Here is a 25,815-nt window from a genome sequence, read left to right as displayed (position 1 = left end):
CTCGGGAAAGATGCAACCATGAATGCCGCCGTGAAATTGCTCTTTTACATCCGGGATTGCCCCATCGTGGGATCCTAACCCCCGGCTCGGCTTTTCTTTGAGTCGAGGGGCGAGCGTTTTTTCCCAAACATATTCCGGTCAGCTTAGCCTGCCGAGATTAACTGCCGCGAGATTCCGGCATCGACCTGAGTGCCTGCTTTCAGAGGGAAGCACGGCCCGGCTTTTAGCGAGTTTGAAATGGCCAAAAAAATTGAATCCAAGAGCAAGCCAAGGCTTGTCATTAGCGCTGCCTCCCATTCCAGCTTCCCTTCGGCTCAAGCAACACGTCGATGGACGCAGCCACCCGTTGGTGGTGATGACACCCAAGTAGAACAGCGTCGGCGAAGCCAGCGGCCAACGCAAAGCGGCGACGGCAGACGAAGCTCAGTCGGCAAAGTCGACATAACACTTCCGAGTCTCTTCAATCGGCTGAACCAGGCGGGCAGCCCGATCGCGGGAGAGTAGCCCCTCCTGTGGCCGCTTGCGGTGCATGGATCAGGGGCAGCTCGTAAACAAATCACAGAACGGAGAACGCTTTTTCGTCGGCCCCAGCGGCCGACATGGAGATATGCCATGTCCAACGATCAGATCTTTCGCCTCACTACAAAAGACTACACCATCCTCGAAGTCATGCTCGACCGCCGCCTTGGGCGTGACGATCCTTTGGTCCCGATCCTCCAGCGCAAGCTGTCGGCCGCCATCGTGACGTTCCGAGAGGATATCCCGGCAAACGTTGTGACACTTAGGGGTCGGAACAAGAACTGTTCCCAGCGACACGCTAAGGTCGAACCGAGCGTGAACGTCATGCGGCGTGGCGTAACCGAGCCGGAAGTCTGAGCGACCGGAAGCCTTCAGGCATCTGATGTTCTGCATCCCAGGTGTAGATGCCGGTCAGATTGATGTGTTCCCAGCTCAGCGGCGAGACGTGCTTGAGCAGATGGTCCGGGATCTCGCGATGCATTTTGCGCAAGTGGGTGACGGCCCGTTCGATATAGACCGTGTTCCAATGCACGATCGCGCTAACGACGAGGTTGAGGCCGGAGGCGCGGAACGCCTGGCTTTCGAATGATCGGTCACGGATTTCACCACGCTCGTGGAAAAAGACGGCGCGCTTCAGCTTATGCGCGGCCTCGCCCTTGTTGAGGCCAGCTTGGCACCTTCGCCGCAGTGCCGGGCTTGAGTACCATTCGATCATGAAGAGCGATCGCTCGATCCGACCGAGTTCGCGTAGAGCTCTGGCGAGTTGGCTTTCCTTCGGAGATGCGGACAGCTTCTTCAGGATCGTAGACGGCACCACGGATCGCGTCGTGATCGACGCCGCCAGATGGAGCAGATCGTCCCAATGGTCGAGAATCAGGGTGGTGTTGATCGGTGCCCCGATATGGTTCGACAGCGCCGGGTATGCATCGCCTTTCTCGAATGTGTGGAATTTCCGGTCTTTAAGATTGCGCAGTCGCGGTGCGAAGCGTTTGCCGATCAGAGCGAATAGCCCAAAGACGTGATCGCTCGCGCCGCCGGTGTCCGTGAAGTGCTCTTGGATGTCGAGGATTGTGTCCTGGTCGAATAGCCCATCGAGCACATAGGCGGCCTCGCTTTCGGTCGGACTGATGGGCAGAATGCTGAAGTAGCCATACTGATCGGAAAGATGGCTGTAAAATTTCGATCCGGGTTCGCTGCCATAGTGCAGATTGACGTCACCGCGCTTTGCGGCACGGTCGCTCGCGCGGAAGAATTGGCCATCGGACGATGATGTTGTTCCGTTGCCCCACAGTCGAGAATGCGGATGTCGGGTGTGTGCATCGGTGATACATGCTTGCGCCGCCCGATAGGTCTCGGACCGCGCGTGGAAGGTGCGCATCCAGCCGATCTGGTGCGCGCTGATGCCCTTGGACGCGCTCGCCATTCGCTTCGGACCGAGGTTGGTCGCATCGGCCAGCACGCCGGCCAGCATGGCCGAGACATTTCTTGGGACGTCGCCGGTGCGAACATGCGTGAAGAAATCCGCAAAGCCGGTCCATTCATGCACTTCCCTCAGCAGGTCGGGAACTTCGACCAACGGATACAACTCGCTGATCTCGGCATTCAATTCTTCGGCTGCGGCAGGCACCTCACCGACGATCGGCGTGACGATCAACGTTCCATTTTCAAGACGAACACCTTCGAGCTTTCCGGACCGCGCTCTATGCGCCAGACGCTTCAGGTTGAAGTCGAGCATGTGACGCGCTTCGGCAAGCCACTGCGCGCCGTCACCTTGGACGCCCAGTCCAAGACGGTCCTCCTCCTTCATGGACGTGAATGTTGACCGCGGCATCAGATGCTCGTCGATCGGCCGGAAGGATCGGCTGCCATCGACCCAAATGTCCGCAGATCTAAGCCGGTCCCGCAAAGCCGCGAGCGTCGCAATTTCATAGAGACGACGATCAGGTTTGTCCTGGCCGAAGATGAGCTTTCGATCGGACTGGCTTAGGTGAGTGACGGGAACGCGATCCGGAAGTGTCCGACGCTTCTCGGCATAGAGGCCTTTCAGGACCGAAATTGCCGCAAGAAGCGGATCGTGGCGGCGCGCTGAGCGGAACGTGAACGCCTGTAGGAACGCACCGGCATATTTGTTGACGGTCGCATATTGCTCTGCCGCCAAGGTCAACGGTGACGCCTCATTGTCATCGACCATCGACTCAAGCTCAGGCTTGATTCGGAGCAGGCGGTGCCACCCGACTTCCTGATCGAGAACCTCCAATGCGTTCCGGCCATAGTCGTTCGCGGATTGGAGAGCAGTGATGGTTTGGAGGAACATGCGCAGCGCCTTGGCGGTATCCGGCCTGCAGTCCATGTGCCGCTGCTTCTTGCGGTTATTGGCTTGCGAGAACAGCCGACCTATCAGCTTGTTGAACATCGACACTGCATCGTCCGTGAGCTTCTGGCCGAGCTTGATAATCTGCGCCACGATCAGGGCGTGTCGACGGCTGGTATTGAAGTCGTTGGCCAGCCATGCCGGTGTGGCGTTGCTCTCACGGATCATCTGATCCCACCGTCCGGAGGATATGCGCATCTGCAATTTCGGATCGATCTCCAGCGTGCGCAAAAATGCGATCCGTTCGGTCAGCCCAATCAGGTTCGAAGCACCAGGCGCATCCGGCGCCGATCTCAGCCAATGAAAGCGCGTCTGGCCGAGGGCCGGGTCCACCTCCAACAGCCTGTCCAAAAATGTAAGCCGATCGGGCGGGATACCTTCGACGAGTTCTTTCTCAGCCCGTCGGCGAGCTATCGCGCGACCGCCGAGGCCGATCTTCTCGATGGAATGCAGCGAGGGCAGGAGTGCGTTTCGTTTCCGGAACTCGGCAATGACTGCCGTCGCGATCGGCAACCCGTGATCGCCATTGGTCGCCGCATCGATTGCAGCCACAAGGGCGGCGCGGCGATCGTCTCTAGATGCAGTCCGGAGACCGAGGTAAGCCATCAACGATCGGCTGTGATCGAAGCGCGTCTGTACTCGATGCGCATAGAAGGCGTAGAGGCGCGCGTCGATACCAAGCTGATCCGCAAGATAGTCGATCACAGCCGCGGGTGGCTGCTCGTTATCCCACAAGAGCCGCCCCGTTTGTCGCATCGTGCAGAGTTGAACGGCGAAGCCCAGCTTGTTCTGCGGTCGCCGGCGGAGTTCGCATTCCAATCTATCTGACGGGTCCAGTGTAAAGTGACGGATCAGACTATCCTCGTCCGTCGCTATGCCCAGAAGTATCGCCGCTTCCTTTGAACTGACAAGCCGTCTTCTACCCACTCGCCTTCTCCCTCGGCACACTAAATTCCAAGGGAATTGGTTCGTCATCGGCCGGAGGCTTTCAACCAGCCCAGTGGCTTCATCTACAGATCTATGCGCGTGTTCGCGCTTCGTTCGACCTTAGCGTGTCTGCGGGAACGGTTCTTGTTCCGCCCCCATGATAGGCGGCGACCGACGCGTGTGACGATGTTCACTCGTCCAGTGTTCAATTCCGGATTCGAGATCGGCAGCGCAAGCAGTCGGCCCGCCTCCACATAATCGGAAACGCAGCCCAGTGGCATGATGGTTGCGACCGTGCTCGCCGAGGTCACATCTGCTATGAACTGGACGGATGATGCGGTGATCCGCGTATCCAGAAACAAGCCATGAGTAGCCTCGAATTCGGACAGCACATCGCGAATGCGGAACCCGCCTTCAGGCAGGATCAGGGGCTGATTGACGAGATCGCGAATGTCGACTTCGGACGCCGACGCCAGCGAATGGTGCGGCGCGACAATCAGATAGTTTGGCTCGGGGAAACTCGACCGCGACCAGACGCGCGGATCGGTCGGTGCATCCATGACCACGCCGAAATGCGCCATGTCGTCGCGGACCATCGATATCACGGCGCGCGAGGGGGCCGAGACGACATCGATGCGAACGCCGGGCAGCCTTGCTGTGTACTCAGCCACCGCTCGCGCGATAACGACACGCATCAACCCGGTGCCTACGGCAATCCTCAAATGACCGGTGCGCAGTCCCTTGAGGTCGTCGAGGTCTGTGACCAAGGCTTCCTGCTGGGCGAGGCGGTCGCGGTAATATTCGATCAGGCGCTCGCCGGCTGGGGTCAGGAGCACGCGATGCCGGTTCTTCTCGATCAGTTCGATGCCAATTTCCTTCTCCAGCGCGGTGATCTGCCGGCTGATGGAGGACGGCGCCATGTCGAGGAAATCGCTTGCCGCCCGCATCGTGCCGAGGCGCACGGATTCGTAGAGATATCTCAGCCTTTCGGCCGGAAAATCGCGGTAGGTGCCCGATGGCGTCATCTAGGTTCCGTTCGCACGGCCGAACATCGGCCAACGTAGTCGCCCTCCTTCACGCCGGCAACGGCTCGCGTGATGGCGTTCGCACCGTCATTGACACCTTGGCACCCCGTCTTTCGGCAATGCCTGAGAGCAACGCGTGGATATCGCTGGGCGAGTAATGCGACTGGTCGAGCCGCATCCCGGTGGTCGCCACAGCATCCTGCAGAGCAGACGAGATCGCGAAGATCGGACCGCCACCGCCTTCGCCCATGCCTTTGGCGCCGTTATAGGTGAAGGGCGACGGCGATTCACGGTTGCCGTAGTGCAGGTTGGGCATGTTCATGATCGTCAGGGGGCAGTAATCGCTGAAGGTGCTGGTCAGAAGGTTGCCGGCCTCGTCATATTTCAAGCACTCCATCAGAGCGGCGCCGAAGCCATGAGCGGCTGCGCCGACCACCTGGCCCTTGACGATCTGATGGTTGATGACCTTGCCGCAGTCGTCAACGATCGAATAGTCGTGGACATGAATGTTATAGGTGAGCGGATCCAGCTCGATCACGGCGACATGCACCTGCGCAGCGTAGGTGAGGGTCAGGTTGCCAAACTTCTTCTCGATGTCCGGCACCTGGAATGGCGCGCGATAGACATGGCGGCAATTCAGCGAGACATCCATAAGCTCAGGTGGGAGCTCGGCGCTCTGGGCGTTGACGAGGTTCGAGATCCGCGCCAGCGAAACCGACTGCCCATCGGGCGCTGCCACCGAGGCGACGCCTTCGAAGGTCCCTACCCTCAGCGTTTCGGCAGGCTGGCCCAGGAAATAGCTGCCGACTCGCAGCAGTTCCTGCCTCAACTTCTCCACGGCGCCATGGATGGCGCCGAGGCTCGTCACTGCGAATTGCGAGGCATAGGTACCCGAATGGTTGTTGTGCGACATGCGCTCTGAATCGAAGCCGATGGCGACCAGGACCAGATCGGAGGATATGCCCAACTCCTGACCGACAACCTGCGCGGCGATCGTTTCGTGGCTCTGCCCCTGCGGCACCGAGCCGACGGAGACGGTGACTGTGCCGTCCACGCCCAGGCGCACATTGGCCACCTCCGAGTTGCCGGAGAGCGGCGAGTTCGGATTGACGATGCGCGACTGGCCAAAATTGTTGGTGCCGGAATCCAGTGCCGTGCCGATCCCGATTCCGACGATCCGGCCCTCGGCGCGCCAGGCGTCGCGCTTTGTGATCCAATCGTCCCAGCCGATCAGATCCTTCGCCATGTCCAGCATGGCGCCGTAGTCCCCGGAATCGTAGACGCAGCCGTTGGGCGTGGTCCATGGCATTTCGGGGACATAGTTGCGCTTGCGCATGACATCGGGTGCGATGCCCATCTCATGGGCGCAGATGTCGATCACCCGCTCGAGGAACCAGACATTCTGCATTCGCGAAAAGCCGCGGTTGGGTCCCACGGGGCATTTGTTGGTCATTGCCTGACGGAAATCGATACGCAGATTCTGCAATCGGTAGGAGGCCGGGGCGACCTGGCTCCAGATGACCGCGCCGAGTGGCTCGTAGCGTGGATAGGCGCCGCAATCGTCGACATGCCGAGCGTCCACAGCGGTGATCTCGCCATCGGCCGTGAGCGCAACACGGATGTCCAGGAAGGTGCGCTCGTTGCCATGTGCGCTGCCTTGTAGATGCTCGCGTCGCTCCTCGATCCACTTCACTGGGCGATAACCCACCTTGCGCGAGCACAGCGCCGCGATCATCAGATAAGGATAGAGGTTCTGCTTGATGCCGAAGCCGCCGCCGATGTCTTGCGTGCGTATGCGTAGCTGCTCGGGCGAGATTCGCAGCGCGGGTGCGATAAACTTCATCGCCACGCCCGGCTGGATTAGGTTGCACAGCATGTCCACCCGCCCGGTCGGCTCCCAGGTGACGAGACCGGCAAATCCCTCCAGCGGCGTGCTCGAGAAACGGTGGAACTTCAGCCGGTCGATCTCGACGACGACACCGGCGCTGTCAAAGGCGCCGTCCACGTCTCCCCAGTCGAACAGCGAGCCCCAGGTTTGATTGGTCCCGGATTCATCGTGAAGGATTGGCGCATCGACCCCCAGCGAGGCAACTGCATCAACGACGACCGGCAAGGGGTCGTAGTCGACGCGCACGAGTTCAACGCCGTCACTGGCGATGGCGGCGCTTGTCGCCACGACAGCTGCAACGGGCTCCCCTTGAAAGCGCACCCGTTCGGTTGCCATGCAATAGTCGCTGATGCGGCTGGTCGGCTCTGGTGCCATCTGTGGGAAGCGGTTGGTCAGCTCGCGTACTTCCGCGCCGGTTAGGACGCAGACCACCCCCGGCAGCGACTCGGCCCGGCTTGTGTCCATGCCCAATATACGCGCATGCGCATAGGGAGAGCGCACCAGCTTGCAATGAAGTGCGCGTGATCCTTCGTCGTCGACGAAACGGCCACGCCCGCGGATCAAGCGACCGTCCTCGCGCCGCACGATGGGCTTGTCGTCGCTCATGATGACAGATCCTCGTTCGGGCTTTTCGCCCTTGCGGCGCCGAACAGCCCTTTCATCGAGGAGACCGAGCGCTTCATCAGGCCAGCCGAGGCAGCCGGCTCGGGCTGCACGACGCCGAGCTCCTTCTGCACCGCCACGACAAGTGATTTGACCTGACGTCGCGCCAGCGGCAGCAGGATGCCCTGTGCCAGGGAAGCGAGTGTACCGCTGACGGTGCCTTCGCTGGTCCAGCTCACGCGCGAGCCAGCCTCGATTGGCTCGATGACGAAGGTCATGCGCGCATCGATCATGCCCAGCGCATGGCGACCATTGATTGTGTAGACCACGCGTTCGTTTGGCACTGACTCGATACGGCGCGCCGCGACATCGGCTTGCCCCCGGATCTGTGGGACGCCCACTTCGAGGAGTACCCCGAAGCCGTCGCCTTCTACCGAATGCAGTTCCTTGAAATAGGGAAGGATCGGAGCAAAAGTCCGCGGCTCGGTGATGAAGACGAATGTTTCCGCAGGCGACGCCGTCACCTCGAAATTGCCGTCCATGTCAACTTTCATTGTACGGTTTCCTTGAGCTTGACGGCGGCTGCCTTGACCGCCGCGATGATCGGGAGATAGCCGGTGCAGCGGCAGGTATTGCCGCTAAAGGCTTTGCGGATGGCGGCCTCGTCGGGATCGGCATTGACGCTGAGCAGCGCCAGCGCCGACATCAGGAAGCCGGGCGTGCAGAAGCCGCACTGCAACGCATGATTTTCTGCAAAGGATTGCTGCAGGACATGCAGGCCGTCAGGCGTTTCCAGCCCCTCAACCGTGGTGACTTCGGCGCCATCGGCCTGCAGCGCGAGCACCGTGCAGGACTTGGCCGAGCGGCCGTCGACGACCACCGTACAGGCGCCGCAATAGCTGGTATCGCAGCCCACATGCGTACCGGTCAGGCCGGCGTTCTCGCGGATTAGCTCCACCAGGAGGGTCCGCGGCTCGACTTCGAATTGCAGTTGGTGGCCGTTCAGCTTCAGGGCCACACGCATGGTCGGATACTCAGCCATAATATTGATGCGTCTCCACAGCCGGGCGCCCGAGACGGCGGGCCTCGATGATGCCAAATGCGCGTTTAACCAGGCCGCGCGCGAGTTCCCGCTTGTATTCCGCCGTACCCTTTGCGTCGGCGAAGGGCTCGACGAATATCGATGCGGCTTCGGCTACATCTTCGACCAGGTTTTCGGTGGCCTGTCTGCCGGCGGCAATGTCGCTTCCCTCGTCGAAGGCGAGCGCGGTCAGGTCGAGGCAACCGAAGCCCATGCGCAGGCTAGCGATCCGATCGCCATCATAGGCGATCTGCATGGCACAGCTGGCCGTCGGATAGGCCGGCGCGCAACGCTTGAAGGCGACGAATGTGCCGTAGCCCTCCAGCGCCTGGCGGGCTATGGCGACGCGGGTGATCAGTTCGCCGGGCTCCAGGGCAGGTGTGTAAGCGTCTTCCAGCAGTTCGCGCACGCCTTGGACACGCCGGCTGTCGGGGCCTTCGCACAAAACCTGTGCATCGAGCGCAACCAGCAGCGCCGGCCAGCAGCTGCACGGATCAGCCTCGGCCAGTGATCCGCCGATCGTGCCCATGTTGCGAACCTGCGTGTCGGCGATGCCCTGTCCGCAGTCGCGCAGAATGCTGAAGCGTTCAGCGATGTCCGAGCCTGCAATGTCCACATGGGTCGCCAAGGCACCGATCTCGATGGCGTCGTCGCCGAGTGCGATGTCGCGCGCGCCGGAAATTCCGCGCAGGTCAACGAGCAGAGCCGGCTTCAGCAGACGCAGCTTCATCATTGGGATCAGGGTTTGCCCACCAGCGATCGCCTTGGCGTTCGGGTCGGCCGCCAGAACCGCGGAAGCTTCCGAGAAGCTCCCCACCCTGATGAAATTGAATGGCGCGGGATACATGGATTTCCTTTCGGAGAAAGTCTCTGAAATGCTTGAGCGCGTGGAGCGCAGGATTCTGGAACCGTCCAAGGCGAAGGCGGTCATATCCGCCGTCTTCGCCGTCAGGATCAAACCAACACCTCGGTCGTATCCCGGGTGGCCGCTATCGGCGGACCGGGAATGAGCGATGGGTCGTCTGGCAATTCCAGCGTCGAGATCTCCTCGTCGCTGTAAGCGAGCAGAGACGCGAAATGCCTGTCCTGATCTTCCCTGAACAAATCTCCGACGACGCCCCGCACCAAGCGCGGAATGCCGTAACGCATGCCGCTGATGGAGGCCGCCGACAACCCCATGCTGAGGGTCGCGCCATAGCTGAAATTATGAATGCGACGCAGATAAGGTGCCGCTCCGGGCCTGCGTTCCTGAAACTCAAAGCCCGCGCCCAGATAAGGCGCCTGCCCCAGGTGGGTGTCCGCCTCGTCCGCCGGCGGCGTGAAGACGTCGTTCCAGGTGGCGATGTCACTGGCAATGCCGGCAAGCTCAGGACGTAGTCGCAACGCATGGGATATTCCGGTGCCAACGATCAGGAAATCGAAGTGCATCCGCCCTTTGGGGGTATCGACGACGATCTCATCACCATCCAAAGCCACAGCAGTCCAGGCTGCGCCGGTGTGGAGCGAGAAGTTCGCATGGCGCTTGCAGCGCCAGAACGTGTCCTGTGGTGGCGGCTGGCTCACCGAAGTGACCTGACGCAGGAAGCGCCAGCGAGCCAGGTCGGGAAGCGACGCGAAGTGACCGAGAAAACCTGGGGTCTCCATCCATTTATGGACATTGACGCGTGGAAAGGCCTCCTTGCGAAGGCAGAGCGATACCTGTGCAGCCCCCTCCTCAAGCGCCATCGCCGCATTGTCGAATGCCGACGCCCCGTTTCCCAAGACCCCGAGACGGCGCCTGGCAAGAGCGCCGAAATCGATTGCATCAGCAGTGTGGGCGTAGCGGTCACGCGGCAGCGCTTCGCTCACCACCGATGGAACTTCCCATCGGCCGCTGCCGTCGAGGCCAGTACAAAGGATGAGCTTGCGTGCCAGGTATTCGTTGCCGTCAGCGGCCCGCAGAGAGAGCAGCGCCGCAGGCGCGGGCGCGATGTCGATTATGCGACTTTCGTTGCGCACCGGTATGCCCAGCACGCGCCGGTACCAGATCAGATAATCCTGCCACATACCGCGCGGAATCTTTGTGAGCCCGTCCCAGGCTGACCTGCCCCACTGCGCTTCAAACCAGGCGCGTGGCGACAGCGACGGATTGCCGAAGTCCAGCCCACTCAGCATCTTCGGGGTTCGCAGGGTGATCATCCGTGCGAAAGTCGTCCACGGACCCTCCTCCCCCTCGCGAGCCGCATCAAGCACGATGATATTCGTCACCTGTTCGCGCATGAGCCCATAGGCAGCCGCAAGCCCGCTCTGCCCGGCTCCGACGATCACAACGTCATAGACATGCCCCCTCGGCGACGTCGTCTCGGGCATCCACGGCCGGTTCGGGAAGTCTATGAAGGCATTCTGGCGCTTGACCAGGCTTTCGAGCTCCGCCAGACTCATATGCTACGCCCCCAGGCCAACCTGCCCCTCGCGCCATTTGCCGAAAAGACAATCAGCGCTATCGTGTCGAGATCAAAGGCGGATGGCTGTCTCATCGGCTCTCCAGGTGACCCGCGGTCGCCTCAGCACGCTGCGATCGCTCTTCAGAAGCCGAAATTAACGTGGCCGCCATGCGCTCGGCGATAGCATCGCGCGCACGACTTGTTGCGTCTCGGGCCTTGATGGGAGCAGTCGTCCAGCATAATCGCATCGAGCCATTCAAAGCTGGATCGCTATAAGGGCCCGGCAATTAATTTGGATCTGGCGTGGATGTTCGGCGCCTGTTTCGCGCCACTCGCTGCGCTGTTGTTGCGGGGCAATTCCGGCCTAATCGCCGCCGATGCCTACCTGCTTTCCGGGGCAACTTGCACGTTGCTTGCCCTGTGGATCGACGGTCTGCGTTCGGTCGCTGACCACAGAGTTGGCTGACCGGGACGTCGCGATTTGCACCTGCACCGTTTCGGGGAGCGCATTACCCCAGTCGTTCATCGCGTAGAGGACATCCCTAAGGGACATGCCCAAAGGGGTCAGTTCATAGACTACCCGCGGCGGAGTCTCGGCGAAAGCCGTGCGCGTCACCAGCCAATGCTCCTCGAAGCGGCGCAGGCGATGGCTTAGCGTGTGCGCGCTGATGCCCGGCAGGGCCTTCCGCAATTCTGTGAAGCGGCGCGGCCCGTTCAGCAGTTCGCGCACGATCAGCGTCGCCCAGGGACCGTCGAGGAGCAGCAGGAAGCGATCAACGCCGCACCCAGGAACGTTGATATCACTCATGCCAATTCGTTCCATTAGTGCATTTGACGTAACCGATGCAGATATTGCACCAACGATTAGCCAATGGCTACATCAATGAAGGGAGTATCGAATGTTTCACGTTATCCACGGCGCGACCGGGGCCCAAGGCGGCCCGCTCTACGCGCGCCTGCTCGCCTCGGGCAAGAAGGCGGTTGCGGCGGTCCGCGCAGCGCCATCGCGATCCTCTTGCGCGGTGTCGAGGAAACCGGCGTCTCCCATGCTGTAGTCGCGCCACGGCTCTATCTGGAAAACCTGCTGCTGCCGACGGTCTTCGAACCGGTGAAGGCCGAGGGCGTACTGCGCTACCCACTGCGCGCCGACTTTCCGGTCTCATGGAGTTCGCATCTAGACGTGGCCGAGGTCGCCGAACGGCTCCTCACCGACACTTCAGTGACCGGTGTCGTTGGCGTAGGCCAACTTCCCGGTCTCAAGGGCGCGGATCTCGCTGCGGGATTCTCGGCGCAATTCGGCGGCACCATCAGCTTCGACGCATTGACGCCGGAAGCGTTCGGCAAGCTGATCGAGCCGATGTTCGGCCCCGCCGCCGCCAATGTAGTTGGCTTCTACCAGGCACTTTCGCAGGTTCCAGACAATGTGATTTCCGAAGACACCAGCGCCCAGCGCCTGCTTGGGCTCACCCCACGTAGTATCAAGGACTGGCTAGCCGATATGCTGGCCCGATAGGATCTCGTCGCCCGCAGGTCCCTGCTTTTCTTGACTTGCGGGCGTCGCTTCTATCAGTCGCTGAATATTGAACTACCAAGCGTTCAAAATAAGCCACGCACTTCTTGAGAGCCATCCCCGGGTATCCCTCAGCGAGGTGTCTGTCGCTTAATCTCGTACCTGGGATCCAAAATTTGCGCGATGCTGGCCGGGGCTGGTGCCAAAAGATTTACCAAACCGCCGCAAGAAAGTTGCCTCATTCCCAAAACCGCATCGGGCGGCGATATCTTTCATGGGATAATCGGTATTGAGGAGCAAATGGCGCGCCGCCTCCAGGCGCAGCGCTTCAACCACCTTACTTGGTGTGCGTCTCGTATGACTGCGATAATGCCGCAGGAAACTGCGCTCGCTCATGTTCATACGCGTTGCGAGCACAGGGATCGACAAGTCTTCAGCAAGATTGGCACTCATCCAGGCATGAAGGTCGGAAAAACGACCGCTCTCGGATTGCAATGTGAGGGGAACACTGAATTGCGCCTGGTCGCCCGGTCGCTTCAAAAACATTACAAGGTTGCGGGCAATTTCGAGCGCCACAGCCTGTCCAAGATCCTGTTCGACCATTGCAAGCGCGAGGTCTATTCCCGCGGTCACGCCGGCCGATGTCCAGATATGACCGTCATTGACAAAGATGGGGCCACGTTTGACGATCACCTTGGGAAAACGGCGCTCAAGGTCGTCATAGGACTGCCAGTGTGTCGTTGCCCGGCGCCCATCAAGCAGCCCAGCAGCAGCCAATGCAAAGGCTCCGGTGCATACTGACGCGAGCCTGCTCGCCTTTTTGGCATGCACCTCGAAAATCGACTTGAACCCTTCACCCTCGCAAAAGGCATGAATGCCCGGTCCACCCGGCACAATCAGTGTGTGCGGCGGCGCAGTATCCTCGCTTAAGGCGTCGGTATGAATGGAAATGCCGGCGGGCATGTCCACAGGACCAGCAGGCGAGACGACAGAGACATCATAAGGCTGATGAGGCCCATCGACGACGAGGTTTGCGGTGAGGAACACATCGAGCGGCCCGGAAATATCCAGAAAACTCATCCTGGAGAAAGCAATGAGTTGCAACGACTTCGTTGGTGGCATGAGTGGACCTTTGTTCCGCGATGGCCTCCCCATAAGCGACATGGGACGCTTGGTTGATCAGTACCGATTTTGGCGGAAATCGTCAATTTATTGTCGTTTACGCCAAACGGCATGTCACTAAGCTGCGGACTGCAAAAGGATGTTTGAGGAGTGGAGTCCAAAGTGAACGAGATTGCAGATCGCCCCATCAAGGTGGGCGTGCTTATTGAGCCTGGGGTTTTGTTGATGGACGTGGTTGGGGTCCAATCGGTTTTGGGATTCTCATCGGGCGTTGAGCTTTACCACGTGGGAAAGACCAAGGAGTTGATCCGTGCATGGGGCGACCTTCCGCTGGCCGCAACCACGACATATGCAGAGTGCCCGCTGTTGGACGTTCTTGTGGCGGGAGCCATGGCGCCGCAGGTATATTCAGATCCGCAAACCATTGCCTTCGTTCAAGAGCAGGCCAAGCATGATCCCTACTTTATCGGGATTTGCGCTGGCGCCCTGCTATTTGGCGCCGCTGGTTTGTTGCAAGGCAGGCGCGCAACAACCAACTTTCAATGTATCGATCGCCTCGCTGAGTTCGGCTGCGACGTTGTCGAGGGCGGTTCAGTGGTTGAAGACGGCAAGCTGTTCACCGCGGGTCCTGCGACTGGTGGTTTTGAGGCAGCTCTCCTCGTTTTGTCTCACCTTCGGGGTGAACATGCCGCCAAGTTGCAGGAACTCAACGTCGAATACCACCCTAAGGCAGTCTTCGGCGTCGGCACGGCAGAATTGGCCGGGCCGGAGCTTGCGGAAGAAGTCAAAGCTTTCGGCAAGGGCTTCTTCTCGCTATGCGTAGATGAGGCAGTTTCGAAATATCAACCACGGCCAGACTCCGGTCGGTCTGCTGCGATGTAACTACGCGAGGACTTTCGTCGAGCTGTAGCGCAATACTGCAGCAGTTCGACGGGTCACCTATCGATTGCGTAGCGGCTGCGACTGAATCGACCACAAACCCAGCAGAAGAGAGAGAAACCATTGGCTAATGCAAAAACGGCGCAGACTCGAGCATTCGAGTTCATCAATCCTGCCGGCCTCTATGACCCGTCGGCTTACGGCTATTCGCATGTTGCCCGGCTCGGCACGGAAGCCCGCATTGCATTCATAGCTGGGCAAGGCGGTGAAACGCCGGACGGGTCACTTTCACCTGACTTTCGTCTTCAGGTACGGCAAGCTCTCGAGAATCTTGCGGTCGCTGCGGCCGCAGTCGACGCCAATCTGCAGAGCGTCGTCAAACAAACGATGCTGGTCGTCGATCACGATGAGAAGAAGCTTCACATTCTCGGCGAGGAGTTCGCACGTGCCTATGGTCCTGGCATGATGCCGACGGCGACGCTGATCCCGGTTCCGCGCTTGGCCCTCGACGGCATGCTTTTCGAGGTGGAAGCGATCGTGGCGATCTCGGCAGACTAGCTCTGGACGGCCGAGCGGGTGATCGGTGGTTTTGAGCCGACTGCCTCGTGGAGGTAGGCTTCGTGGGGCGCAAGCATCCAACGAATGCGCTTAAAACAATGGTCGATCTGCTGTCGGCACCCGCCCGAACTGGCGGACGCGAAATTTCAATTTATTGAAAAGGGCGAACCATGACGACGCTTCTGGTGTTTGAATTCGGGTTCCGCGGGCCATGGGGCAAAGAGATGGCTCATGCGCTAAATGGATTGGCCTTGGATATCGCCCAGGAGCCCGGGCTGATCTGGAAGGTGTGGACCGAGGCGGCTGATCGAGGTGTCGCGGGCGGAGTCTATCTGTTCGACAGCGTCGAGCGCGCGCAAACGTATACAGAGAAACATTCCGCGCGCTTGAAGGATTTCGGCATCACCGACATCGACGTCCGCTCGTACGGCGTCAACGAATCGCTGTCCATGGCCACCCGGGGGCGATGAGCGATATGCAGATGATTGCGTGGTGCGAGACAACACGAAGCGGCGCCGCGCTGACTGCCTGCGTCATCGAGAACGAGGATCTTTGGCTGACGATAAAGCACAGGCGTGAACGGCCGCTGCCTTTGGCTGCCGAGTAGTCCTGCGGTTGATCTCACGGGTTATTGAGGATGATCCGGCGGCGCCATTTCGAGAGCATCTATCAATCCGAGGCGGTCGCCTCCGGCACCGCGCTTGGACGGCGGGCGACACGACATGCCGCGCCAAGCGACGTCTCGCTGCCCAGGCGCCTTTCGAACAATGGCGATGTCTCGGCGCGGCATGTCGTGGAGGCCGCGCGGACGGGTGATGCGGCGGCTCGCCAACTGGTCGAGGCCGAAGCCAAGTGGCTCCGCATCGGCTTCACCAACCTCTTGCATCTCTATTCGCCCGACCTGATCGTGATGGGCGGCGGCCTTTCCTACGGCTTCGACCTCCTGGCGCCGACGATCCGGGCGACCGTCGAGGAGCGCGCCATGCAAGCCTATCGCGACGTGCCGATCGTGCGGGCCGATCTCGCCGCCTGGCTCGCCAAATGGTCGCCTCGCTATCCGCGCCTGACAGGCTGGGCCGAGGATGCCATCGAACAGACCCTGACCTTCTTCAGGCTGCCAAGACAGCACCATCTGCCTTTGATGCAGCCAGGATCGCTTGTTACACAGCAGAACCTGAGCCGTCTCGAAATCGATGACCGGGCCACGAAGGCTGTGGCGTCCAAAGCGAGTTTCGGCAGGCGGCCGGATGGTTGTCGTCTTGCGCGACTGACGAGAACGGGACAGGCGTGATGCGTGCCCCGAGCGGTGGGAACACCATCTCCCCCGGCCGTTTCGGCGGGAACGTTGGTGTTTGGGCATGTGATATTTCCGTTGGTTCAATGATGAGCGGATCGGAGGGCGGCGAGTGAGTCCGGGATGGCTTGCCAGTCGGGTTTGCCGGGTGCGAAACGCGCCCTTAGATAGCCCACGAGGTCAACCAGATCGGCATTATGCAGCACGCCGCCGAAGGCCGGCATCGCCATGACGCCGAAATCACCCGCGTCTGTCCTGAGCGGCGAGGCTGCCGGCGCGAACACGCCTTCCAGGACGGCATGGAGCAGATTGTCCGGCGCGTCGGCATGCAGATTGGTGTTAAGGGCAAGCGACGTGATGGGCGACGTTTCCGAGTGACAAGTCTCGCAAGCGCCGGCAAACAGGCGCGCACCCCGAGGAAAAGCCACTGCCGCGTCCGGTGCGGCCAGATTTGCGGCGGCGATGATGCTCTGGACCGACGCGCCAGTCGCGGACGTTTGACCGCCAACGTTGAAGCTCGCGAGGTAGACCGCCATCGCTCTGATGTCCGCATCCGGAAGCGGTGCCATCGAATCGATCACATGAGCCATCGGCCCTCCCGCCGCTCCGTGCGCGGCGGAATGCCCGGTCCGCAGATAATCGTAGAAAGCCCTTTCGTTCCAGGTTACGGGCGAAAAGGATTTCGCCGTAAGCGCATGCGCGTACCAGCCGTCTGCGGCGCCACCAGCAAGATGCATTGACCCCTTGATCTCTCCGCCGATGGCATTGCGCGGCGAATGGCAGGCGCTGCAGTGGCCAAGCCCTTCCACCAGTTCCGCGCCCCGGTTCCACGCGGTATCGTGGGTGGGATCAGCCGGTGCCGGCGACGACGATAGGAAAAGCGCGTTCCACCCGGCCATTAATGGCCGCATGCCAAAGGGAAAACGCAGCTGTGTTTGCGGTGCTTTCGCCGCTGTCGCCGGCTGGGCCATCAGATAGGCATAGAGCGCCTCGAGATCGGCTTCGCTTGTTTTGGCAAAGGATGTGTAAGGATGTGCCGGATAGAGGTGATGTCCGTCGCGGGCGACGCCCTGGCGCATCGCCCGGGCGAAAGCCGGATAGGACCAACTGCCAATGCCGGCCGCTTCATCCGGGGTGATGTTGGTGGCGTAGACGATACCGAAAGGGGTTTCGAGAGCCCTCCCCCCCGCGAACGGCCTGCCGCCGGCGCCGACATGGCAGACGTTGCAGGCGCCCACCGCAGCCGCCAGTCGGCCACGCTCGATCGTCGCAGGCGAAAAGACGTCGGGCAGCGGACGCGCCACCGGGGCTATGGCCGCATTGAATGGAAAAATCCCCGCGCCGAGGGCGACGGCGCCGGAAAGGGCGCCGGCGAGTGGCCAGGCGAACCTCAGGCTCGAACGCTTGGCCGTTCGCCTGTTTTCGTTCGATGGCGGCGGGGTCGGCAGCGGATTCAAGGCAGCGCGCACGCGTTCCGGCGTCAGCGGCAGCTCGCGAAAGCGCACGCCTGTGGCGTCGAAAACCGCGTTGGCAATGGCGGCGGCACTCGGCACCGATGCGGACTCGCCGGCGCCCAAGGGCGGCTCGTCGGGGCGCGGGATCATCAGCACGTCGATGTCCGGCACCTCGGGAAAGCCGATGATCGGATAGGCGCCCCATTCCAGGCTGGTGACAGCGCTGGATGAGAAGTTCACATCTTCCTTGAGAACCCGGCTGGTCGACTGGATGACGTTGCCATGGATCTGGTGACGCACGCCGTCAGGGTTGATGACCGCGCCTGTGTCCTGCCCGCAGACCACTTTGGTCACGGCGATCTCGCCCGTCACCTTGTTCACCGCCACGTCGGCGACCCAAGCTGCCCAAGCCGCCGCCTTCCCGGGGAAAGGACCATGGACATAGACAGCATAAGCAAAGCCGCGCCCGTACACAATGTCGCCCTCGTGGCCATGCGTGCCCGGCTTGATGTGGGGCTTCCATCCGGAGCGCTCGGCCACGGCTCGGACCAGATCGATCGCGCGCGGATCGGTGAGATAGCGCAGGCGGTATTCCACGGGATCGACTTGAGCCGCCGTAGCCAACTCGTCGATGAAGGATTCATGCGCAAAGCTGTTTGGGAGCGCCGAAACGCCACGAAACCACGAGGCGCGAGCCAGCGGCGGCATATCGTGGACAGTGACACGCAGATTGCCGAATGCGTAGGGAGGAACAGCTGTGCGATCTCCCATCAGCGCGACTTCGGGGACCGGCGAGACCTTTCCGGTCAGGATCAGCGGAAGGGTTGGTGCCAGATTGGACGGATAGCGGGTTTCGAAGTCATAGGCAGCCGCACCACCCTCCTCGTCCAGGCCGCCGCGCACGTCGATGATCTGCGCGGCACCCTTTGGCTCCCACGCGTGTTCCTGCTCGCGGGTAAGTTGGACGCGCACCGGCCGCCCGACTGCCCTGGACATTAGAGCGGCGTCAGCAGTTACGTCGTCAGCGCAGTTGCGTCCATAGCATCCAGCGGCTTCCAGCCGTTCGACGACGATCCGCTCTTCCGATATGTCGAGAAGTTTTGCCAGGTCGGTGCGCATCGGAAATGGGTTCTGCGTGCCCGACCAGACGGTCAGGCCGTCGTCGCGCCAGTCGGCGACCGCACAGGACGGTCCGATCGAACCATGCATCTGGTAAGGCCAGACATAAGTGCGCTGCATCGGCTCGGCTGTCGCGCCGAGGCCGCGTTCAACATTTCCTCGATCGGCCAGCTTTCGGGCTGTCGATGGATTCCCGCGCAAGGCTGCCTCGGGCGTATTGAGGTCGGGCATATCGGGGGCGCTGCGCCACTCCACCTTGAGACTCTGCATTGCCTCGATGGCCTGCTCCTCGCGTGCCGCAACCACGCCGACGAAGTCGCCTATCACCACCACCGCCACCACCCCCGGCGCATCTGCGACCGAGTTCTCATCCACCGAAATCAGGCTGGAGCCGACATGAATACCGGAGTCGAAACCGGCATAAGGCGGCCTGACGACGCGGCCGTGCAGCATGCCGGGCAGTCGCACGTCGTGGACATAGGTGAACCTGCCGGTGACCTTGGCTGGTATATCGCTTCGCGGCTGGGAACGGCCGACGATCCGGTATTGCGCCGCCCGCTTTACGGGTGCGCGCTGATCGATGAACAGGCGCGTGTTGCCGCCTGCGATGAGATGACCAAAGGTAACGAAGCGGTTTTCTTCCGAATTCGCCGCGCGGATCACGCCGTCCTCGATGACCAGGTCTTCCGCCTTCATGGCAAACCGCGCGGCAGCCAGTTGCAGTAGATGGGCGCGGGCGGTCGCAGCGGCAGCTCGCAGCGGCTTTGCGGTGATCTGGATGGTTTCGCTGGCAATCGTCGCGCCCTGATCCGGTGCGGCCGCGGTCGATCCAAGCACCATCCGGACGCGTTCGAATGGAACGTCCAACTCCTCGGCCACGATCTGGGCCAATGCGGTGCGGATCCCGGTGCCTAGATCGACATGACCGTTGAACGCGGTGACACGGCCGTCCGCGTCGAGCGCAAGGAACAGTTCGTCGTCCCTGCCCGCCAAAGAATTTGGGCGCAGAACCAAAAGCGTATCGGGACCTTTCAGATAGGTCGCGACAGACCGATCACGCGGACCGGTCATGAAGCCGCCTCTTCGACGTTCGCGACCGCGACCTTGGATGTGGCGAGCGCCGCTTCGCGCACGGCGGCAAGGATTTCGAGATGCGTGCCGCAGCGGCAAAGATGGTGACGCAGGGCGGTTCGAATGGCGGTCTCATCGGGACTGGAATTGCTTCTGAGCAACGCCACAGCGGCGACAATCATGCCGTTGATACAGTAACCACACTGAGCGGCGTTGTTTGCGATAAACGCGGCTTGTACGGGATGCGGGTGCTGCGGCGTTCCGAGCCCTTCCAATGTGGTGACGGGCCGGCCGGTGATCGCGCCGACCGGCACCGTACACGAGCGAACCGCGGTATCACCGACGAGGACCGCACAGGCTCCGCACTCAGCAAGGCCGCAACCGTATTTTGGGCCATTCAGGCCGAGGTCGTTTCGCAACACGAGGAGGAGCGGCGTCGACGGTGCGACGGAGACCTGGACTGCCAATCCGTTGACGTTCAGCGCAATCAAGGCCGCCATCCTGACTTGCTGAAACCTGCAATCACTCTGGCGTACTTCAGTCGTTCGGGTCTGTATCGTCGCCGAGCAGGCGAAGCGTGTGGAGAAGTGCCATACGCTCGGCAGGATTGAGGGGCTTCAAGGTCAGTTCGGTGACATCTCTCGCATGAGGCACGACAGCTTCCAGCAATTGCAGACCGGCGGCCGTGATGGAGACGATTACCTTGCGCGCATCCGCGCCGTCCTTCGAAAACGCGATCAAGCCGCGATTCTTCAGCCTGTCGATGATCCCGCGAATTGTGCCCTGATCGACGCTTGTTGCCTTCACGAGTTCGCCTTGCGACTGAGGGCCGCTGTCCTTTAGCGCACACAACGTCGAAAATTGAACTGCCGTCAGCTGCGGATCGCCGGCATTCGCCTGAAAGATTGCGAGATGTCGCTGATAGGCCCGCCGAAGCAGGTAGCCGACCTGGTCCGTGAAAACATAGCGATCCGCATTCTCGATGCGATCCGCTTGGTTTGGCCTGTGATCCGGCACCGCGTGTCCCACTCCAAAGTCGTAGCATCCGACGCATGCATAAAACGCCCTCGTCGCGCAATGCAAGACAGCTTCCGCTGCTTTCATATTCGATTTCCGGGCCACATTGCCCGACAGTCTGTTGGAAGCCGGACCTGCGGGGATCAAGGCGCGGTTGCCCGCGTCCCGTCCTTTTTGTCGGGCCGCAAGCCGCACCAGAGTCCCATCGTGAACGTGCCAAAAAAAAGCGCATACACTATAATACTCGGTTTGCAGATTGTGTCAAAGGCGGCGTACGCGGCGAAACTCTTTCTCTGATTCCTCATTTCCCGATTGACATTTACAGTGTGTACTCTCTAAATGTGCGGATTGTCGCAGTTGTGATCTCATACGGGAGGGTCGACAAGCCCATGCCAATCCAAACGCAAATTGCCGTCATTGGCGCTGGCCTCGGAGGCGCCGCCGCCGCCGCCCTTCTTCAGCAAGCCGGCTTTCAGGTCGATGTATTCGAACAAGCGCCCGCATTCTCACGCATCGGCGCCGGCATCCATATGGGTCCCAATGTCATGCGGGTGTTTCGTCAACTCGGGATGGACGACGCTGTCGTCGCCATGGGATCGAAGCCCGATTTCTGGTTCAGCCGTGACGGGCGCTCCGGCGAGTATCTTTCCCGAATTCGGCTCGGCGCGTTCGCCGAAAAAGAGTATGGCGCTCCTTATGTGACCGTCCATCGCGGCGATCTGCACGCGCTCCAAGTGTCGCTGTTGCGCCCAGAAAACCTGCACTTCGGCAGGCGGCTGGACGCGGTGACGGACAGTGGCGCCGGCGTCGAACTCAGCTTCGCCGACGGCACTCGGGTCACGGCCGACATCGTTATTGGCGCCGACGGCATCAATTCGAAGGTCCGCGAAGCTCTGCTCGGCGAGGAAAAGCCAAACTACAGCGGCTGGGTCGCCCACAGGGCGGTGATTTCGTCCGACAAGCTGAGACGCTACGGCCTCGACTTCGAAGATTGCGTGAAATGGTGGTTCGAGGACCGCCACATGATGGTCTACCACACCACCGCGGACCGCAGTGAGTACTACTACGTCACCGGCGTTCCCCACCCGGGCTGGGATTTCGACGGGGCGTTCGTACCGTCGAGCCGCGAGGAGATGCGGCAATCCTTTGCCGGTTGCCATCCGGTCGTTGAAGCGCTGATCGACGCCAGCGACGAGGTCACCAAATGGCCGCTGCTCAACCGCAAACCATTGCCGGTCTGGAGCGAGGGGCGGATGGTGCTGCTCGGCGATGCCTGCCATCCGATGAAGCCGCATATGGCGCAGGGTGCGGCCATGGCGATCGAGGACGCGGCCATGCTGGCGCGGTGTCTCGGCGAGACCGGGACCGGCAACCACGCATCGGCCTTCGCCCTCTACGAAGCAAACCGCAGGGATCGCGCCTCGCGCGTACAGGCGGTTTCCAACGCCAATACCTGGCTGCGCAGCCAGGAAGACCCGGCCTGGGTGTTCGGCTACGACGTCTATGAGACGCCGCTGCAGAGCAGCGAGGCGGCGCAGTGAGCGCGGCAACGGTCACAGGCGCCAATGTCGCAGCCAACGGCATCCGCCAGCACTACCTGCATTATCTCGGCGCGGGAGCGCCGCTGGTGCTGGTGCCGGGCATTACCAGCCCGGCAGTGACCTGGGGTTTCGTCGCCGAAAGGCTCGCCCGTGAATTCGACGTTTACGTCCTCGATGTGCGCGGCCGGGGCTTGTCGCAATCAGGCCCCGACCTCGACTACCGCCTCGACAGCCTGGCCGACGACCTCTCGGGTTTCATCGCAGCACTCGGTCTTTCCGGCGTGACGGTGCTCGGTCATTCCATGGGCGCACGCGTCGCGGTCCGTGCGGCGAAGCGCAACCCAGCCGGCATGGCGCGGCTGCTGCTGGTCGACCCGCCCGTCTCGGGTCCGGGCCGCCGCCCCTACCCTTCGAAGCTTGCCTGGTATGTGGATTCAATACGACAGGCGGGAAAGGGCATGGACGCAGAAGCGATGCGCACCTTCTGCCCGACATGGAGCCGCGAGCAGCTCGCGCTCAGAGCCGAGTGGCTGCACACTTGCTTTGAGCCCGCCATCGTGACGGCCTTCGAAGGCTTTCATACCGACGACATCCATCGCGATCTGCCTGGGCTTCCCATCCCCGCCGGCCTGATGGTGGCGACGCGTGGCGGCGTCATCGAACCTGCCGACGAGGTGGAAATTCAGTCGCTCAATCCCGGCATCTGCATAGAGCGGGTAGCCGATGCCGGGCACATGATCCCCTGGGACAATTTCGAAGGGTTTCTGGCCACGGCTGACCGGCTGCTCGGAACCGCTCTGGCAGCGAGGAAAGCGGCATGACCACGAAACCGTTCCGGATCGGCCAGATCGTGCCGAGTTCCAATACGACCATGGAAACCGAGATTCCGGCGATGCTTTTGGCGCGCCAAGGCATCCGGCCCGAGCGTTTCACCTTCCATTCGAGCCGCATGCGCATGAAGACGGTCAGCAAGGACGAACTGGCTGCCATGGACGGCGAGTCTGACCGCTGCGCCGCCGAGCTTTCGGATGCCCGCGTCGATGTGCTGGGCTATGCCTGCCTTGTCGCCATCATGGCGACAGGGCTTGGCTATCACCGCCAGTCGGAGGCGCGGCTGCGCGGCCGCACGCAGGAGAATGACGCCGATATCCCCGTCGTCACCAGCGCCGGCGCGCTGATCGACGGGCTCAAGGTGCTGAAGGCCCAGCGCATCGCCGTCGTGGCGCCCTACATGCGGCCGCTGACCGAACTCGTGGTCAACTACATCCGTGAGGAAGGTTTCGAAGTCGCCGACTGGCGTGCGCTGGAAATCCCCGACAATCTCGACGTGGCGCGCCACGATCCGGAAAATCTGCCCGGCATCGTTGCCGGCATGAACCTCGAAGGTGTCGATGTGGTCGTGCTGTCGGCTTGCGTGCAAATGCCGTCGCTGCCCGTCGTCGCCAAGGTCGAAGCCCTTACCGGGAAACCAGTGCTGACGGCGGCGGTCGCCACTACTTACGGCCTGCTGAAGGCGGTCGGCCTCGAGCCGGTCGTTCCCGGCGCCGGCGCGCTGCTTTCCGGCGCCTACTGAGGGAGGCGGGCATGACGCAGCCGGTAATTCCTATAGAGGCCGAAACGCAGGCGGCAGCCGACAACTACAGCGGCGTCTGGGGTCACCGCATCGGCTTCGGGCGCAAGCCGGCTCTGCTGATGATCGACTTCATGAAAGCCTACACGACCCCCGGCGCCCCTCTCTTCGCGCAGGGCGTGGTAGAGGCCGTCGCACGCACACCCGAACTGCTGGCGGCGGCGCGCCAGGCCGGCATGCCTGTGATCCACACCAACATCCTCTACCACGCGCCGAACTGCGCCGACGGCGGGATCTGGGTCAAGAAGGCGCCGGTGATGGCAGCCTTGGTCCCCGGCAGTCCGCTGGCCGAATTCTGCGACGGCGTCGAACCGTTGCCGGATGAACTGGTCGTCACCAAGCAGTATGCCAGCGCCTTCTTCGGTACCAGCCTGGCGCCGATGCTGCATGCCGACGGCGTCGACACGGTCATACTCGCCGGCTGCTCGACCAGCGGGTGCATCCGGGCAAGCGCCGTGGACGCGGTCCAGCACGGCTTCCGAACCATCGTGGTCAAGGATTGCGTTGGCGACCGGCATGCCGGGCCGCACGAGGCCAACCTGTTCGACATCGATGCCAAATATGGCGACGTCGTCAGCCTGGAGGAGGCCCTGGACGAAATCGGGCGCGCCGGCAGACGGCGCGCAGGCAGAGCACATGACTGAAACGCATGAACTGGGCCGCGACGACGCCCGTATTGCAAAGGAGATCGCTGGATGGACCGCAACGTTCTGACTGAAATCTGCCTGCACCAGCTCACGCTCAGCGGCGTGCATGAAGGTGAGAAGGTCATCGTGCTGTCGCAAGGCAGCGAGCGGCTCGACTATGCCGACGCCTTCCTCGCCGCCGGCCAGCGCCTCGGCGCACGCATGTATCACATGCGCCTGCCCGCGCCGCTGCCCGGCAATGGTGCCTGGGCGGTCGGCGAGACCGGCCTGGCGGCCAATCCTGAGGCCGTCGAAGCCCTGAAGCGGGCCGACATGGTCGTCGACCTCATCTTTCTTTTGTTCAGCCCGGAGCAGATGGCGATCCAGGCTGCGGGCGCGCGCGTTTTGACGGCGGTCGAACCCGCGCCGCTGCTTGCCAGGCTGCTGCCGACCAAGCAATTGCGCGAGCGCGTAGAGGTCGGTGAGGCGCTTCTATCGAAGGCCAAGACCATACGCATCACGTCCCCCCATGGCACCGACGTGATCTACAGGCTTGGCGTCTATCCGACGGTCGGCGAATACGGCTACACCGACCAGCCGGGGCGCTGGGACCACTGGCCGGCCGCCTTCGTCTTCACCGGCGGCGCCGACGACGGCGTCGACGGCAAGATCGTGCTGGCGCCTGGCGACGTGCTTTTGCCGTTCAACACCTACGTGCGCGAGCCGGTCGTCTACACGATCGAAAAAGGCTTCGTTCAGGATATCCGCGGCGGCCTGGAGGCCGAACTCATCAAATCCTATATGGGTGAGTTCAAGGACCCGCGCGGCATGGGCATGAGCCATGTCGGCTGGGGGCTCGATCATCGGGCGCAGTGGCACGGCCTGACGCAATTTCCCGGCGGCATGGGCATGGAGCTGCGCTCCTTCTACGGCAATGTAATGTTTTCGACGGGCCCGAACAACGAACTCGGCGGTCCCAACGACACCGCCTGCCACCTCGACATTCCGATGCGTGGCTGCAGTCTTTTCCTGGATGACGAGCCGATCGTTGTGGACGGAGACATCGTCATCAAGGAAATGCAGCACCGCCAATAGACGAGACTGCCGGCACCCGATCGGCCCCAAGGCCTGAGGCTTATCTATATGCGATGTGAAGC

General features: G+C 61.7%; 22 protein-coding genes and 1 pseudogene. 11 read left to right on the top strand and 12 right to left on the bottom strand.

The features are described 5' to 3' along the window. Positions 1-612 precede the first annotated feature (612 nt). A complete protein-coding gene (locus AB4Z43_RS29750; protein ID WP_441940306.1) occupies positions 613-876 on the top strand; it encodes a hypothetical protein in 264 nt (87 codons plus the stop codon). On the opposite strand, the gene AB4Z43_RS29745 is transcribed toward AB4Z43_RS29750, so the two are convergent. The 8 genes from AB4Z43_RS29745 to AB4Z43_RS29710 all read right to left on the bottom strand — a co-directional run bounded on the left by AB4Z43_RS29745 (position 842) and on the right by AB4Z43_RS29710 (position 11,645). Further along, positions 842-3,817 carry a Tn3 family transposase gene (locus tag AB4Z43_RS29745; protein ID WP_441940304.1) on the bottom strand — a complete coding sequence of 992 codons (2,976 nt, stop codon included), beginning with the start codon at positions 3,815-3,817 and terminating at the stop codon, positions 842-844. The two genes, AB4Z43_RS29750 and AB4Z43_RS29745, sit on opposite strands and share 35 nt — an antisense overlap. A gap of 83 nt (positions 3,818-3,900) precedes the next feature. Next, positions 3,901-4,842 carry a LysR family transcriptional regulator gene (locus AB4Z43_RS29740; RefSeq protein WP_441940302.1) on the bottom strand — a complete coding sequence of 314 codons (942 nt, stop codon included), beginning with the start codon at positions 4,840-4,842 and terminating at the stop codon, positions 3,901-3,903. A gap of 49 nt (positions 4,843-4,891) precedes the next feature. Then, positions 4,892-7,336 (bottom strand): xanthine dehydrogenase family protein molybdopterin-binding subunit, encoded by a 2,445-nt coding sequence (locus AB4Z43_RS29735; RefSeq protein WP_441940300.1) that lies wholly within the window; start codon positions 7,334-7,336, stop codon positions 4,892-4,894. Further along, the gene (locus tag AB4Z43_RS29730) at positions 7,333-7,887 is read right to left on the bottom strand and encodes a CoxG family protein (RefSeq protein ID WP_441940298.1); all 555 of its coding nucleotides are present in this window, start codon (positions 7,885-7,887) and stop codon (positions 7,333-7,335) included. Before AB4Z43_RS29730 ends, AB4Z43_RS29735 begins: the two co-directional genes overlap by 4 nt. Continuing rightward, a complete protein-coding gene (locus AB4Z43_RS29725; protein ID WP_441940297.1) occupies positions 7,884-8,375 on the bottom strand; it encodes a (2Fe-2S)-binding protein in 492 nt (163 codons plus the stop codon). Before AB4Z43_RS29725 ends, AB4Z43_RS29730 begins: the two co-directional genes overlap by 4 nt. Beyond that, the gene (locus AB4Z43_RS29720; RefSeq protein WP_441940295.1) at positions 8,368-9,345 is read right to left on the bottom strand and encodes an FAD binding domain-containing protein; all 978 of its coding nucleotides are present in this window, start codon (positions 9,343-9,345) and stop codon (positions 8,368-8,370) included. The genes AB4Z43_RS29725 and AB4Z43_RS29720 overlap by 8 nt, the downstream gene beginning before the upstream one ends. A gap of 23 nt (positions 9,346-9,368) precedes the next feature. Continuing rightward, entirely contained in the window at positions 9,369-10,835 is a 1,467-nt protein-coding gene (locus tag AB4Z43_RS29715) for an FAD/NAD(P)-binding protein (protein WP_441940294.1), read from the bottom strand. 366 nt (positions 10,836-11,201) lie between these two features. Further along, entirely contained in the window at positions 11,202-11,645 is a 444-nt protein-coding gene (locus AB4Z43_RS29710) for a winged helix-turn-helix transcriptional regulator (RefSeq protein ID WP_441940292.1), read from the bottom strand. 75 nt (positions 11,646-11,720) lie between these two features. Between AB4Z43_RS29710 and AB4Z43_RS29705 the strand changes: the two genes are divergently transcribed. Then, positions 11,721-12,350, top strand: a complete 630-nt coding sequence (locus tag AB4Z43_RS29705) for a hypothetical protein (protein WP_441940290.1) — start codon at positions 11,721-11,723, stop codon at positions 12,348-12,350. A 147-nt stretch (positions 12,351-12,497) separates the two neighbouring features. On the opposite strand, the gene AB4Z43_RS29700 is transcribed toward AB4Z43_RS29705, so the two are convergent. Continuing rightward, positions 12,498-13,469: a GlxA family transcriptional regulator gene (locus AB4Z43_RS29700; protein ID WP_441940288.1), complete on the bottom strand. Its 972-nt coding sequence runs from the start codon at positions 13,467-13,469 to the stop codon at positions 12,498-12,500. Between the two features lie 162 nt (positions 13,470-13,631). On the opposite strand from AB4Z43_RS29700, the gene AB4Z43_RS29695 reads away from it, so the two are divergent. From AB4Z43_RS29695 to AB4Z43_RS29680, 4 genes and pseudogenes are all read left to right on the top strand, one after another. Beyond that, positions 13,632-14,351, top strand: coding sequence for a DJ-1/PfpI family protein (locus tag AB4Z43_RS29695; RefSeq protein WP_441940286.1), 720 nt, complete (start codon positions 13,632-13,634; stop codon positions 14,349-14,351). 120 nt (positions 14,352-14,471) lie between these two features. Next, positions 14,472-14,906: a RidA family protein gene (locus AB4Z43_RS29690; protein ID WP_441940284.1), complete on the top strand. Its 435-nt coding sequence runs from the start codon at positions 14,472-14,474 to the stop codon at positions 14,904-14,906. 170 nt (positions 14,907-15,076) lie between these two features. Continuing rightward, a complete protein-coding gene (locus AB4Z43_RS29685; RefSeq protein WP_441940282.1) occupies positions 15,077-15,376 on the top strand; it encodes a monooxygenase in 300 nt (99 codons plus the stop codon). A 206-nt stretch (positions 15,377-15,582) separates the two neighbouring features. Beyond that, positions 15,583-16,197 (top strand): annotated as a pseudogene (locus AB4Z43_RS29680) (ROK family protein); the annotation flags it as partial. A gap of 86 nt (positions 16,198-16,283) precedes the next feature. On the opposite strand, the gene AB4Z43_RS29675 reads toward AB4Z43_RS29680, so the two are convergent. The 3 genes from AB4Z43_RS29675 to AB4Z43_RS29665 are packed head-to-tail and all read right to left on the bottom strand — an operon-like array spanning position 16,284 to position 20,861. Then, on the bottom strand, positions 16,284-19,844 hold the full coding sequence (locus AB4Z43_RS29675; RefSeq protein ID WP_441940281.1) for a molybdopterin cofactor-binding domain-containing protein: 3,561 nt from the start codon (positions 19,842-19,844) through the stop codon (positions 16,284-16,286). Further along, positions 19,841-20,344, bottom strand: a complete 504-nt coding sequence (locus tag AB4Z43_RS29670; RefSeq protein WP_441940279.1) for a (2Fe-2S)-binding protein — start codon at positions 20,342-20,344, stop codon at positions 19,841-19,843. Before AB4Z43_RS29670 ends, AB4Z43_RS29675 begins: the two co-directional genes overlap by 4 nt. A 37-nt stretch (positions 20,345-20,381) precedes the next feature. Then, the gene (locus AB4Z43_RS29665; protein WP_127262868.1) at positions 20,382-20,861 is read right to left on the bottom strand and encodes a MarR family winged helix-turn-helix transcriptional regulator; all 480 of its coding nucleotides are present in this window, start codon (positions 20,859-20,861) and stop codon (positions 20,382-20,384) included. 389 nt (positions 20,862-21,250) lie between these two features. Here AB4Z43_RS29665 and AB4Z43_RS29660 point away from each other — a divergent pair, with 389 nt between their 5' ends. Genes AB4Z43_RS29660 through AB4Z43_RS29640 form a run of 5 tightly spaced genes read left to right on the top strand, consistent with a single transcriptional unit; the run spans position 21,251 to position 25,753 of the window. Then, complete coding sequence (locus tag AB4Z43_RS29660) at positions 21,251-22,402, top strand: FAD-dependent monooxygenase (RefSeq protein WP_441940278.1); 1,152 nt, start codon at positions 21,251-21,253, stop codon at positions 22,400-22,402. Continuing rightward, positions 22,399-23,223 (top strand): alpha/beta fold hydrolase, encoded by an 825-nt coding sequence (locus AB4Z43_RS29655; RefSeq protein ID WP_441940276.1) that lies wholly within the window; start codon positions 22,399-22,401, stop codon positions 23,221-23,223. The genes AB4Z43_RS29660 and AB4Z43_RS29655 overlap by 4 nt, the downstream gene beginning before the upstream one ends. Further along, entirely contained in the window at positions 23,220-23,975 is a 756-nt protein-coding gene (locus AB4Z43_RS29650; RefSeq protein ID WP_441940274.1) for a maleate cis-trans isomerase family protein, read from the top strand. The genes AB4Z43_RS29655 and AB4Z43_RS29650 overlap by 4 nt, the downstream gene beginning before the upstream one ends. A gap of 11 nt (positions 23,976-23,986) precedes the next feature. Beyond that, positions 23,987-24,676, top strand: a complete 690-nt coding sequence (locus AB4Z43_RS29645; protein ID WP_441940272.1) for an N-carbamoylsarcosine amidohydrolase — start codon at positions 23,987-23,989, stop codon at positions 24,674-24,676. Between the two features lie 51 nt (positions 24,677-24,727). Further along, positions 24,728-25,753: a leucyl aminopeptidase gene (locus AB4Z43_RS29640; protein ID WP_441940270.1), complete on the top strand. Its 1,026-nt coding sequence runs from the start codon at positions 24,728-24,730 to the stop codon at positions 25,751-25,753. The last annotated feature ends 62 nt before the right edge of the window (positions 25,754-25,815 follow it).

The sequence above is a fragment of the Mesorhizobium sp. 2RAF45 genome (genome assembly GCF_052115225.1).
Lineage (GTDB): Bacteria > Pseudomonadota > Alphaproteobacteria > Rhizobiales > Rhizobiaceae > Mesorhizobium > Mesorhizobium jarvisii.
The sequence above is the reverse complement of the archived record's forward strand: the minus strand, read 5'-3'. Positions and strand labels throughout refer to the sequence as shown.